Source organism: Meiothermus sp. Pnk-1 (assembly GCF_003226535.1).
In the GTDB taxonomy this organism is placed as follows: domain Bacteria; phylum Deinococcota; class Deinococci; order Deinococcales; family Thermaceae; genus Allomeiothermus.
In genome coordinates this window covers 19,253-31,905 of record NZ_QKOB01000005.1, presented here as the reverse complement: position 1 = coordinate 31,905, position 12,653 = coordinate 19,253, and the positions used below count along the sequence as shown (strand labels likewise).

The 12,653-nt window shown below is 59.4% G+C and carries 13 protein-coding genes; 1 reads left to right on the top strand and 12 read right to left on the bottom strand.

Going from position 1 to position 12,653, the window contains the following annotated elements; all coding sequences use genetic code 11:
• The first annotated feature begins 42 nt into the window (after positions 1–42).
• Positions 43–1,257 carry a Gfo/Idh/MocA family protein gene (locus DNA98_RS08525; RefSeq protein WP_110529084.1) on the top strand — a complete coding sequence of 405 codons (1,215 nt, stop codon included), beginning with the start codon at positions 43–45 and terminating at the stop codon, positions 1,255–1,257.
• Positions 1,258–1,427: 170 nt separating this feature from the next.
• Here the strand turns inward: DNA98_RS08525 and DNA98_RS08520 are convergent, their stop codons facing one another.
• The 12 genes from DNA98_RS08520 to DNA98_RS08470 all read right to left on the bottom strand — a co-directional run bounded on the left by DNA98_RS08520 (position 1,428) and on the right by DNA98_RS08470 (position 12,626).
• Positions 1,428–1,712, bottom strand: a complete 285-nt coding sequence (locus DNA98_RS08520) for a PIN domain-containing protein (RefSeq protein WP_199489381.1) — start codon at positions 1,710–1,712, stop codon at positions 1,428–1,430.
• Positions 1,713–1,718: 6 nt separating this feature from the next.
• A complete protein-coding gene (locus DNA98_RS08515) occupies positions 1,719–1,961 on the bottom strand; it encodes a plasmid stabilization protein (protein ID WP_110529081.1) in 243 nt (80 codons plus the stop codon).
• A gap of 188 nt (positions 1,962–2,149) precedes the next feature.
• Positions 2,150–2,902, bottom strand: coding sequence for a hypothetical protein (locus tag DNA98_RS17915; RefSeq protein WP_199489380.1), 753 nt, complete (start codon positions 2,900–2,902; stop codon positions 2,150–2,152).
• The gene (locus tag DNA98_RS17910) at positions 2,785–3,525 is read right to left on the bottom strand and encodes a hypothetical protein (protein WP_199489379.1); all 741 of its coding nucleotides are present in this window, start codon (positions 3,523–3,525) and stop codon (positions 2,785–2,787) included. Before DNA98_RS17910 ends, DNA98_RS17915 begins: the two co-directional genes overlap by 118 nt.
• Positions 3,526–3,645: 120 nt before the next feature.
• Positions 3,646–4,020: a DUF86 domain-containing protein gene (locus DNA98_RS08505; RefSeq protein ID WP_110529079.1), complete on the bottom strand. Its 375-nt coding sequence runs from the start codon at positions 4,018–4,020 to the stop codon at positions 3,646–3,648.
• Positions 4,013–4,318 carry a nucleotidyltransferase family protein gene (locus DNA98_RS08500; RefSeq protein WP_110529076.1) on the bottom strand — a complete coding sequence of 102 codons (306 nt, stop codon included), beginning with the start codon at positions 4,316–4,318 and terminating at the stop codon, positions 4,013–4,015. Before DNA98_RS08500 ends, DNA98_RS08505 begins: the two co-directional genes overlap by 8 nt.
• A 3-nt stretch (positions 4,319–4,321) precedes the next feature.
• The gene (locus DNA98_RS17790) at positions 4,322–4,564 is read right to left on the bottom strand and encodes a hypothetical protein (RefSeq protein ID WP_110529073.1); all 243 of its coding nucleotides are present in this window, start codon (positions 4,562–4,564) and stop codon (positions 4,322–4,324) included.
• Positions 4,565–4,824: 260 nt separating this feature from the next.
• Entirely contained in the window at positions 4,825–6,462 is a 1,638-nt protein-coding gene (locus DNA98_RS08490; protein ID WP_110529070.1) for a type I restriction-modification system subunit M, read from the bottom strand.
• Positions 6,459–7,592: an AAA family ATPase gene (locus DNA98_RS08485; RefSeq protein WP_110529067.1), complete on the bottom strand. Its 1,134-nt coding sequence runs from the start codon at positions 7,590–7,592 to the stop codon at positions 6,459–6,461. Before DNA98_RS08485 ends, DNA98_RS08490 begins: the two co-directional genes overlap by 4 nt.
• Positions 7,593–7,595: 3 nt before the next feature.
• On the bottom strand, positions 7,596–8,819 hold the full coding sequence (locus DNA98_RS08480) for a restriction endonuclease subunit S (RefSeq protein WP_158531629.1): 1,224 nt from the start codon (positions 8,817–8,819) through the stop codon (positions 7,596–7,598).
• Positions 8,812–11,778: a type I restriction endonuclease subunit R gene (locus DNA98_RS08475; protein ID WP_165363940.1), complete on the bottom strand. Its 2,967-nt coding sequence runs from the start codon at positions 11,776–11,778 to the stop codon at positions 8,812–8,814. The genes DNA98_RS08480 and DNA98_RS08475 overlap by 8 nt, the downstream gene beginning before the upstream one ends.
• Positions 11,779–12,203: 425 nt before the next feature.
• Entirely contained in the window at positions 12,204–12,626 is a 423-nt protein-coding gene (locus tag DNA98_RS08470) for an iron chaperone (RefSeq protein WP_165363938.1), read from the bottom strand.
• Between the last annotated feature and the right edge of the window lie 27 nt (positions 12,627–12,653).

The window sequence follows — 12,653 nt, the reverse complement described above, 5'->3', positions numbered from 1 at the left end:
TTGCGCGTTGGGATTTTTGAATCTAAGATTTATAATCTCGTCATGAAGAGAAACAAGGAGTTCGCCAATCGCCTCCACGCGCTGGTGCCGAAGTTCGCCTACGTGCCCAAGGAAGACCGCTTCCTCATGGACCCCGGCCCCCTCAAGTACCGCTTCAACGTCATCGGGGTAGGGGTCAACGGCCAGGAGCACATCCGGGTGACGATGCTAGAGGGCCGCTGCACCGTCCACGGGGTCTACGACCCCAACCCCACCAGCGTCGAGGGCGCCCGCCGGGTCAAGGCCGAGTTCTCCGCGGAGCCGTTAGTGGTCTACGACAGCCTCGAAGCCGCCTGCAACGACCCCGCCGCCGACGCCCTGATCATCTGCACCCCCAACCACACCCACCTCGAGGTGCTCAAGGTGGCGGTGCGCTCGGGCAAGCACATCCTGCTGGAAAAGCCCATGGCCACCAACATCCGCGACGCCTACGAGATCTGGCAGATGGCGCAAAGCTACCCCAAGGTGCTACAGATTGGCCTGCAGTACCGCTACAAGCCCATCTACGTCGAGGCCATCCACGAGGCCAAGGTGCGGCGCAGCCTGGGCGAGATCAAGACCATCAGCATCCTGGAGCACCGCGAGCCCTTCTTGGACAAGGTGCGGCAGTGGAACAAGTTCTCCAAGTACTCGGGCGGCACGCTGGTGGAAAAGTGTTGCCACTACTTCGACCTCTTTAATCTCTTCGCCGCCTCGCGCCCGGTGATGGTGTATGCCTCGGGGAGCCAGGCCGTCAACTTCAAGGACTTCGAGTACGGCGGCGAACGCTCGGACATCCTGGACAACGCCTTCGTGATCGTGGAGTACGAAAACGGAGTGCGGGCCAACTTTAATTTGTGCATGTTTGCCCCCATGGTCTACGAGGAGATCGTCATCTGCGGCGACGAGGGCCGCCTCAAGGCCAGTGAGGGCGTCAACGGCCAGGCCTACTCCAAGTGGGAGAACTACCTCGAGGTCATTGCCCTCCCCGACCGCACCTCCCGCACCATGACCCCCAGCTACCCCGCCCTCATCGAAGAAAGCGGCCACAGCGGAGCCACCTACTACGAGCACCTGCGCTTCATCGAGGCCATGGACGGCCAGCCCTCTACAGCCGCCACGCCCGAGGAAGGCTTCTGGAGTGTGGTGGTGGGGGTGGCCGCCGAGGAGTCGGTGAAGCGGGGGGAGAAGGTGATGGTGCGGGGGTTGCTCGAGGGGAATGGGTTGGGACACTTATAACGCCGCCATCCAAAACACATAGATGCTCAGGCACCACCTGCCCAAGGATTGACCAGATCAAGCCCCTCGATCCGTTCAAAGTCGGCGGTGTTGCGCGTAGCCAACACCATGCCGTGCGCCAGCGCGATCGCGGCGATTTGGGCATCCTCCAGGCTGATCGGTCGGCCTGCTTACATGCGCGCCGCTACGATGCGCGCGTAGTGGACAGCGGCGACCTCATCGAACGGCAAGCAGCGACCAGCAAAATCTTCGTCGAACATCGCCTGAGCTGCTTGCGCCAGTGCCATTTGCCGCTTGTCTTTCGGCATGAGCGCCAGACCCAGCTCAATCTCGGCGAGGCTGATGGCGCTGACCCATACCGTTTCAGCGGGCTGCTCATCCAGCCAGGCAACCACTTGCGCCGAGGGCTGCGGTCGCATGAACTCGGAGAGCACGTTGGTATCGAGCAAAATCATGCGAGCTCATCCCAGTTGCGGCGGTTTGCGTGGCCTGTGCCGTTCGGGAAGGTGGAAATCCTCATCGGCAACTGCCTGAAAACGGTCGCGCAGGTGGCTGCCAAGCCGCGCGGGATAGCGGGTAACTCCCAACGCCGCCCGCAAGATGCGGCGCGCCTCCTCTTCCATCGAAACGCCGTGCTGCGCCGCGCGAAGCCGCAAGGCTTGCTTTGTGGTTTCGTCGAGGTTTCGAATAATCAAGCTGGCCATACTCACCCCCTGGCTTCGAGTTTACGGCTTGGGGTTGAGTCCAAAAGCCTTTCGGCGCGCAAGGCATCAACTCCAGAGCGCGCCCCCAGCCGCTGAGTTATATCGTCACCTCTACGGAACCCTCGTTCCTCAGAACAGGGAGGATGTCAGTGGTCTTTTCCCCGCCAACGTGCAGTGCTTCCTCATGCCTACTCTTCCTTTGCTACCACGGTGTCGTACAGCCCGTAATGCCTCAGGCCCGGATGGCTGTCGATGCCGGCGTAGCGCAGCGAGGCATCCTCGTAGCGGCGGAAGGCGAAGACCGCCGCGTTCATCTGTTCGGTGTTGAAGACCCGTAGCTGCACCAGCAGGTGAAAGTCCTCGACCGTCAGGCCGGTGACGGTCAGGAACAGCTCCGGCTCCAGCTTGGTGATCACGTCCTGCAGCGTGTTCTCACGGAAGTCGGTCAGGTACATAAACGCCGGAATCCGCGTGGCGAACTTGATCAGCTTTTCCTGAATCTGCTTGCGCTTGGATTTGTATTCCTTCTCTTCGTCCGAGAGTTCTTTTTTCTCCCTGGGCGTCAATTCCTCGGTCTTCGCCTTCTTTTTGAGCACCTTGATCTTCTCGCTCTGGTTGATGACGGCCTCGAGGATGTTATCGCCCAGCGCGCGCCAGCCCTCGATGCGCTCTACCGCGGCCAGCGCCTCAGGGTTGCCCAGCACGCGGCGCAGGGTATCGTTGTCCACGTTCACCAGCAGCGCCGACTCCCACTTGCGCGCCAGGAGCGTGGCCGAGGTGCCCGCCATGGCGATGTCGAGGATGCCGCCGGCGTCGATCTGCGTCATGTTCGCGCCGTCGTAGGCCAGCACCGGCAGGAACGACACCAGGTCGGCCACCGCCTTTTCCGGGTTCGGCTCGTGCAGCGCAAGGCCGATGGCGTATTCGGAGAGCTGGCGCAAGGCCCGCGTCGGCGCGAAGTCGAAGCAAAACAGACCGGCTTGACGATCGCTTCGGCGTTCGGGTCGTCGCCTTCCGGGTTCGGGATGACCCACGGCGACTGCACGCGAAACGCCGCCTGAAAGTAGGTCTCCGGCGACTGGAGGTTGCGCAGCATCAGGATCGCCGACCACTGCGGCACGGTGACGCCCGTCGTGACCTTGCCGCAGGAGAGCGTGATCGTCTTGGTGTCGAAGCCGCCGCTGCTGGCCACCGCCAGCAGTTCGTCGGGCATCTGGTAGGTCAAAAGGCGCAGCTCGGGCAGTGCGGCGTAGGGGTTCTTCTCGCCCGGATGCTCCTCGGCGAAGCGCGCCCCCGTCCGCTGCTCGTCGGTGTAGGTCCAGTTGAAGATCTGCTCTTCGATGAACTCGCCGGTGGCCAGCGCCCGGAACGGCGTGCCGGAGAGGTACAGATAGGCCCGCGTGGTGATCGGCAGAAACTCGGTTTCCTGGACCGATAGCTCGCTGAGGTCCTCGTTCGCCATCTCCAGCCCGGCGGCGTACTCCTGCGCCAACTCGCGGCTGACGTCCTCGTCCAGCTCGATGCGGTAGTTCTGGATGGCGGCGGTGCGCAGTTGCTCGGCCACGCACGCTTTTACCTCACGCGTGGTCTGCCCGACCTTGAGCAGCCCCGCGTGCGCCGCGTCTTCGATGGTGTAGGCGTATATGCGCGGGCTTGGGGGCGAGGATGTGGTCGATGGGTTTCGTCATGAGTCGAGGTCCGTGAGCATCGCCTCGAAGGTCCTCCGAAGCAGCGGGATCTGCTTGCGGCAAACGGAGAAAACGATCTCGGGGCTGATGTCGAAGTAGTGGTGGCTGATGACGTCGCGCATCCCCTTAACCCCTTTCCAATCCACATCGGGGTAACGGGCCAAGAGCGTACCGCCGGTGATTTTGTCCAGGTTTTTGCAGTTCTCGCCGATGGCAATCAGCATCATGGCGATGGCATCGAGCATGTCGAGTCCGGTATCGCTCGAGACAAAGTCGCTGGGTTGGGTGACGCGCGCGGCCCGGCGCTCGATGCGGCCAATCGCGGTCAGGATCTGCGCGATGACTGCCCTGACCAACTCCCGATCAGACATACACAGCCTCGCGCTGGATGCGCGCTTTGAGGAAGCCGTTCATCAGCTCGGTGTAGGGAATGATATCGACCGAGCACCGCAACGCCGATTCCAGCTCTTCCTTGATGTGGACCAGGGCAAAGAGATCCGGTTCATCCAGCTCGACGACGACGTCGATGTCGCTGCCGGGGCGCGCTTCGCCTTTGGCAAAGGATCCAAAAAGCGCCATGCGGTTCACCCCGTAGCGACGCGAAAGCTCCGGCTTGAGGCGTCGTAGTTCGGCGAGGATGTCGTCGCGGCTTAAGGTTCGTGGGGTCATGCTTCAGTTCTCCACGGTTGCGGCCAGTTCACGCCGCAGGCGATCTCCGACACCGACCTTCGAGAGACCCGCGTGCGCCGCGTCGGCGATGCTGTAGGCGTAGATGCGCGGGCGCAGCGCGGGCTTGGGGGCGAGGATGTGGTCGATGGTGGGTTTAGTCGTTTTGACATCCTCCCCGGCCTGAAGTCCGGGGATTCCTACGGCGCCCAGGTGCGGCCTGTTGCTACCCCTGAGTCGCTTCCCCACACTACGCTCGGCGAAAATACGTCTCGGTGGGTTCCTGGGCCGAGTGCGCAACCGCTACCCGTATCTCCGCAGGCGTTACTTCCGGCGTGCCCCGCCGTAGGCCGACGTGGTTGTTGCCGGCGTTTACATTATAGGACGGCTGCGCCGTCCGCGCTATCCTTCCCCGCCGTGAACGGCGGGGCTTGTCGCGCACCGGGTCAGCTGCGCTTGGGGGAGAAGTCCTTGCCCTTGAGCTGGATGCTGTATCTGGCGGAGGCTCCCTACCCCTCAGGAAGTCCCGGCAAGCCAAGCTCGATCAAAAACTGATTGTGCTTGCGGGTAGCCTGCGCTATCTTCTCAGTCAGAGCACGCAACTCGTCGCCCACGCCTTTCAAGTCCACCTCTTCATCCGACGCGGCAGTACTTACATAGCGCGTGATGTTCAGGTTGAAATCGTTCTCTTCGATCTCCTCCATGCTCACGCGGCGCGATGCGAAGATGGCTCCGTTTGGTAACTCCTCCCTCACCTCGCGGCGGTATTGGTAGGTTTCAACGATCTTGTCGATATGCTCGGGCAGCAGGCGGTTCTGGCGTTTGCCCTTCTCGTAGAGCTCGGCGGCGTTGATGAAGAGCACATCGTCGAACTTCTTGCATTTCTTCAGCACCAGGATGCACACCGGGATGCCGGTCGAGTAGAAAAGATTCGGCGCCAGCCCGATCACCGTATCGATGTTGCCGTCTTTGAGCAGCTTCCTGCGGATTTTGGCCTCCGCGTTACCGCGAAACAGCACGCCGTGCGGCAGGATAATGGCCATGGTACCCTCGCGATGCAGGAAATGGAAGCCGTGCAGCAAGAAGGCGAAGTCGGCGGCAGATTTGGGCGCCAAGCCATAGTCTTTGAAGCGGAAGTCTTCGGCCAGTTCCTCGCTGGGGTCCCAACGGTAGCTAAAGGGCGGATTGGCGACCACGGCGTCAAACTCGATCTTCTTGGCCGGGTTTTCCTCACGCAACAGCGGCCATTCGTTCAGCAGGGAATCGCCGTGAAAGATCTCAAACTCCGTGTCCTTGAGGCCATGCAGCAGCATGTTCATGCGCGCCAGGTTGTAGGTGGTGATGTTCTTTTCCTGGCCGTAGAGCTTGCCCACGCCGTGCCGACCCATCCGGCGCCACACATTTAAGAGCAAAGAACCCGAGCCGCAGGCGAAATCCAGCACCCTGCCGAGCCTCTCGCGCTTGCCACTCTTGGGGTCCTGCGCATCCAACGACACGATTCCCGAAAGTATGCTGGAGATCTGTTGCGGCGTGTAGAACTCGCCCGCCTTCTTGCCGGAGCCTGCGGCAAACTGGCCGATCAGGTACTCGTAGGCGTCGCCTAACAAATCGCGCTCGCGCGGAAACTCGGCCAATCCTTCGTTGATCCGCTGGATGATCTTGCACAGCCGCGCATTGCGCTGCGGGTAGTTCTTGCCGAGCTTGTCGGAATCCAGGTTGATTTCCGAGAACAGCCCCTGGAAGCTGCTGGCGAAGGATTCGTTCTCGATGAACTTGAAGCCCTTCTGCAGGGTGTGAAGCAGTTCCGCATCCTGCGTGCGCGCCATTTCGGCGATGCTGCTCCACAGGTATTCGGGCTTGATGACGTAGTGCACCTTGCGGCGCATCTGGTCCTCGAACATCGCGATGTCATCCGGGTTCTGCTCGTACCACACCGCGAGCGGCGAGCGGCGCTCACCTTCTGGAAGTTTCGGCCAGTCATCGCCCAGCTCCCGCCTGGCGGCCTCTTCGTAGTTGTCCGAGAGGTAGCGCAGAAACAAAAACGACAGCATGTAGTCGCGAAAGTCGTCGGCGTTCATCGCGCCGCGAAGTTCGTCGGCAATAGCCCAAAGTACTTTGCCCAAACGGATTTGGTCTTGTTCGGTCATGCGATTGACTCCTCAGCCACTTCAGGGAAAAGCTCCGGGTTGAAGCGGTAGTTGTTCATGAAATCATTGAGAATCTTGCGGAAGATCTCTTTGTTTTCTTCCAGCATCTCAACGGGCTCGAACAGGGAATAATTACCGTGGCTCAAAAGGTTTACGTAGCGCGCATGGAGCTGGCCATCCTCGTCATCGGGATCGCGTTTGATGATGTCGCCGAAGTGGTTGAAGCCGTGAAAGGTCGCCGTCTTCTCCAGGATGCTGCGCAGGATATTGAAGTGGTAAGTGTACAGTTGCCCGGATTCGGCCGCTTTGCGCAGCTCCTTGAGCATGGCCACATGGTAGAAGCGCGGTGTGTCGTTGGTGTTCTGCAACTCGTAGCCCGATTCGGTCTTGCGAAGAAAATAACGCTGCGCCCTATCCATTTCATTGCACAACACGTTGAAAAACAGTGTGTGATGCGAGGAGATGATGGCTTTGACCCGGTCTTGACCCTTGAGCATCTTCGCCAAATGAGCGGCCACGGCGATGGCGTTGTTTTCGTCCAGCGATGAGATGGGATCGTCGATGTAGATGTACTTTACCCATTCATAGGCTTCCTGCCCCGCGATGGCGAGCTCGGCCACCGCGAGAAAGAAGCACCAGATGAAGATGTTTTCCTCGCCGCGTGAAATCTTGATATGGTCGTGGCGTATGGTGTTGTAATTGCTATCTTCCTGAGGTACGCGCTCATCCCGAAAGAAGCTAATGACACTCTTATCATAATCGAATGAAAAATCAAAATCGCAATAGCGATGCAACACCGGGCGGATACGGTTTTCCATCTCCAGCTCATCCAGGCCGCTGAAGAACCGGGAGGCGGTATTCATGCGCAGCACCCGCTCACGGTCGTTTTCCAGGTCGTTGTCCCAGGTGAACAGGTCCTCGGTGAAGGCGTTGAAGTAGAGGGTGTCGCGGCTGGTCACTTCGCCATCGTCGTTGCGCACTTTGCCCAGCTCTTTGAAGTGCACCGACAGCCGCGTTTTGCCTGTGCCGTTATAGGCGAAAATGAGCACCGTTTTCTTGTCTAGGCTGCGCAGGTGTCGCGCTAGGGCATCGAGGTCGGGAAAGGTTTGGATGTGGCCCTGCGCCGGCATGGCTCACTCCACCTCCTGCGGAAAAAGCTGCTGCATCAGCCCCTTCTTGTGAGCCTTGAGAGCTTCGAGCTTCTTGCCCTCCAGCTCGATCAGCTCATCGAGCGAGGACAGGCAGTCGGCGATTTTTTGTTGTTCTTCTGGATCACGAGGAAACGCCATTTTAATGGCGGAGAATGCCGGAAATTTTAAATTCCAAGTGTCAGAGGTTAACCCTTGAGAGAAGCGAGCAAACTTATCAATCGAATGCCAAAGCTTGAAATGATAGGCCCAAAAAACTGAGTTGTGGTTGTCTTCCGGAGTAACCACCGTGTAGGCAGGGCTAACTATTCCATGGAAATGCGAAACCCCACTGGCTCCCTGCCACATCCGCATCGTGTTGTAAACAATGTCGCCCGGGTAAACCTTCTTGTAAGTTGATAAATCGGCGCTTGCGGTATTTCTGCGTTCTAGATCTGAAGCGCGAACAACCCCGTCCGAAATCGTAACGGACAGCAATTCGAGGCCAACACCATCACGCTCATAGCGTTCACGAAACACCTCCCCCAACCGCTTCACCTCCCACGGCCCGGCATCGCGGAACTCGGGAAAGCGCAGGCGGGGGGTGGTTTCGCCCTCGCGGGGGAAGAGCTGCTGCATCAGCCCCTTCTTGTGCTGCTTGAGGGCCTCGAGCTTCTTGCCCTCCAGCTCGATCAGCTCATCGAGCGACGACAGACAGTCGGCGATTTTTTGTTGTTCTTTTTTCGCGGGAACGACAACAGGCAGCGCCAAAAAATAGTTTGTTTGAATTCGTTTGGCCTTTCGGCTTCCATCCGCTTGTTCGCCGAATTTCCGAAAAAAATTTGGTCGCTTCACATACTCGAGAAAGAAGGATGCGACGAGATCGGGACTAATCTCAAATGCTGGAAGGTCAGTCGTCGATTCATAACCATCTAGTTCTGGCGGCACGATACCGAAAGCGCTGTTAAGAAAATCAAGCTTGCTGTAAATAAATTGGCCTGCCCGCCGCTTGTAATACTTAGTATTCTCACTGCCAGGCAAGTACTCTTCCTTCCTGACCACGCCTTTACCCCAGAGTTTAACTGTCAGCTTTCGGGCTGTGTCTCCGCTGGAGCCTTCAATACGGCTTTCTGTAAGAAAATCAGAGATAGAGTGGAATTCCCACGGCCCCGCATCGCGGAACTCAGGGAAGCGCAGGCGGGGCACGACGCCTTTCTTCTTCTCAGACATGGTCATACACTTCCAAACCAGAAATCTCCTTGCCCTGGGCGAGCTTCTTGAGTAGTGGCGTGAGGTCCTCCATCAGCGCCAGCTCCTTCTGCGCCCGCGCCTTCCAGCCGAGATTCAAGGGTGCCATCAGGTCGGTGAGCGCGTCGGGGTCGAAGATCATGCGGTGCAGGATGCCGTCCAGGAAGGTTTGCAGCGCGTCGCGCGAGAGGCCGTGCTTTTCGGCGATCGCGGTGAGCTCGCGGGCGTATTTCTCGGCCTTGAAGCGCTCGTAGCCCTTGCGGATTTCCTCCTCACTCAAGCCCTCGCCTTCCTTCAGGGTGTTCACGTACTCGATGATCTCCTCGCGCTCGTCGAGGAACTTGGCGTTACTCCTAAGGAGCCCCACAAGCTGCTCGCGGGTCATCTTCTGCTTTTTCGGCCCCTTGGCGCTGAAGCGGGCGATGAGCTTCATGATGTAGTCGTAGTCGATCAAAGCCGAGTCGAAGAGCACAAACTCGAAGTCGAGCTGCTGCACCGGATCGCTGGGGTCGGCGGTCTTGTACTGCTTTTCCTTGAGTCGGGTGGCCACGTCCAGATAGACGCCGCGGAAGGCGCGCAAGGTATCCTCCGGCATGGCCTGTTCGATGGTTTGGCGCGTAGCGTCATCCAGGTCGGTGTACTGGTCGAGCTGGGTTTTGAGCCGCTGCACTTCCTTGAAGGTGTTGATGAAGGCGGCGCGGGCCTCGTCACCGCGCAGGTTTGGCACCTCCTCGGGTTTGCACTCGAGGCCCTGCGACTGCATGAAGCTCTCCAGTTCGCGCACGGCTTCGACGAAGCGCTTGGCTACCACGGGCGCCGGGTCCACCAGCCAGATCTCACGGGCGCGCTCTCCGGCCTCGCCGGAAAAGAGGGTGATGGCTTCGTCCACGGCGTCCTTCTGGGCGCGGAAGTCGAGGATGTTGCCGTAGGGCTTGGAGTCGTTGAGCACGCGGTTGGTGCGCGAAAAAGCTTGGATGAGGCCGTGATACTTCAGGTTCTTGTCCACATAGAGGGTATTCAGGTACTGCGAATCGAAGCCGGTAAGCAGCATGTCCACCACGATAGTGAGGTCGATCTTCTTTTCGTGCGGCAGATCCTTGTTGGGGTATTTCTGGTCCTTGATGCGCTGCTGGATGTCCTGATAGTAAAGGTCGAAGGTGAACAGGTCGAAGTTCGTGCCGTAACGGGCGTTGTAGTCGGCGATGATCGCTTTGAGCGCCTCCTTCTTCTGGTTGGGCTCCTTCTGGTTGTCGGCAAGTTCCTGGGGCAGGTCTTCCTGAAGCTGGGCGATGTCACGGTTGCCGTCCGCGGGCGGCGAGAAGACGCAGGCGACGTTGAGCGGCTGGAAGTTTTCGTCTTCTGCCTGGCGCTTGGCTTGGATTTCCTTGAACAGGTGGTAATACTCGATGGCGTCGTCGATGCTGGCGGTGGCCAAGAGCGCATTGAACCGGCGTTGGTTGGTGGCCTGGTCGTGCTTGTCGAGGATTGCTTCAACTACCTTTTGCTTGGCCAGCGTTTCGCCGGGTTTGATGGGTGCGCCTTCGGGCTTGTAGTAGTCCACGTGGAAGCGCAGCACGTTGCCGTCGTCGATGGCGTGGGTGATGGTGTAGGCGTGGAGCTGATGACCAAAAACGTCGGCGGTGGTGACCATGCGGGCCTCGGTGCCCTCGATGGTGCGGTAGGTGGCGTTCTGCTCGAAGATCGGCGTGCCGGTGAAGCCGAAGAGCTGCGCGCTTGGAAAGAACTCGCGGATGGCCTTGTGGTTCTCGCCGAACTGGGAACGATGGCACTCGTCGAAGATGAACACCATGCGCTTGTCGCGCAGCGGCTCCAGGCGCTTGCGGTATTCGTTGCGGTGGTTGGCATCCAGCGCCAGCCCCAGCTTCTGGATGGTGGTGACGATCACCTTGTCGGCGTAGTCGTCGGAGAGCAGCCGGCGCACCAGCGTTTCGGTGTTGGTGTTTTCCTCCACACAACCGGGTTGGAAGCGGTTGAATTCCTGTCGGGTCTGGCGGTCGAGGTCCTTGCGGTCCACGACGAACAGCACCTTGTCGACTTCGGGGTTGTCCTTGAGCAGGGTCGAGGCTTTAAACGAGGTGAGCGTCTTGCCGCTGCCGGTGGTGTGCCAGATGTAGCCGTTGCCGCGGTTCTGCTGGATGCAGTCCACAATCGCCTTGACCGCATAGATCTGGTAAGGGCGCATCATCATCAGCTTGCGCTCGGTTTGGATCAGCACCATGTAGCGGCTGAGCATCTCGGCGAGCGTGCATTTGGCCAGAAACGCCTCGGCGAAATCGTCGAGGTGCGTCACCTTCTTATTGTCGCGTGTGGCCCACTGGTAAATCGGCAGGAAGCGCTCATCGGCATCGAAGCGGAAGTGCTCAGCGTTGTTGTTGGCAAAATACCAAGTGTTCGAGCGGTTGCTAACGATGAAAAGCTGCATGAAGCAGAGCAGCGTATTGGTGTAGCCGTTTCCAGGGTCTTGCTTGTAGTCCACGATCTGCTGCATCGCCCGGCGAGGGCTGATTTCCAGGGATTTCAGCTCAATCTGCACGAGCGGCAGGCCATTGACAAGCAAAATCACGTCGTAGCGGTGGAAGCTCGATCTGGTGTTGATGCGAAGCTGGCTGACGACCTCGAACTCGTTCTTGCACCAATCTTTGAGATTGACGAGCTGGTAGTGCAGCGGTGTGCCGTCCTCGCGCTCAAAGGTGTTGCGGTGACGCAGCCGCTCCGCGCAGGCGAACACGTCGGGGCTGACGATCTCGTCGAGCAAGCGAGCGAACTCGGCGTCAGTGAGCTGGACCTTGTTGAGCGCCTCGAACTTCTCGCGGAAGTTGCGCTCGAGCGCCTCGCGATCGCGGATGTCCGGGCGGTAGGTGTACTTGAGCGCTTGCAGCTTCTCAAGCAAGGCGTTTTCGATTTCGCTTTCTTTAGTCATAGCGTTGTTGTTCATGACATTCCGGTGACAGCGTTGTACATTCCACGCATTCCATTAAAACTCTGGACCTATCATTCCTCGGTGCAAAAGTTACCGTCTACCTTTTTGAGCTTGTATTTGGGGATGCTCATCTATGCCTCCTCGGTTTCAGAACTCACGAGTATAGCTTATAGCCGGCAGCACGCCTCGCGTTCGGCCTCGTCCACGAGCCGGTCGGTGGTGGGCTGCTCGGCCTGAGCCTTGAGATTTACCCGACGCGGGTGGCAGCCAGAAGACGTTCGCCGCGCGGTAATCGTCGGGGTCCTAAGCGTGCTCCTCGAAGGCGCCGGAGACGGCGTGCTTGCCCCCGGCAGCATCTATGCCGCCGCGCAGCGCCTTTGCGGCGGTCTGACGTTGCCTTGTCGCTTTGACGCCTGGCTCGGCCCTCAACCCACCGCCCTTTTGATCAGCTCAGCGATCTTAGCCTCTTCAGTAGGGGTCAGCGCCTTCAGCGCGAAGGCGGTCGGCCACATATGGCCTTCGTCCAGCTTCGCCGCGTCGGTGAACCCGAGGGTTGCGTAGCGCGTTTTGAACTTTTGTGCGCCTTGGAAGAAGCAGACCACCTTGCCCTCCCGGTTGGCATAGGCGGGCATCCCGTACCAGGTCTTGGGCGAGAGCTCCGGCGCGCTGGCCTTGATGAGGGCGTGGAGCCTGAGGGCCATGGAGCGGTCGGGCTCCGGCAGCTCGGCGATCTTCTCGAGCGCGGCGCTCTCTCCGCCCTCCTTGCCCGCCTTTAGCTCCCGGGCGCGCTCCTTCATGGCGGCTTGTTCCTCAGCGGTGAATCCTCCAGGGGCTTTTTTTGCGGGCATCGGCCTCTCCTTTATTTGCGAAAAGCA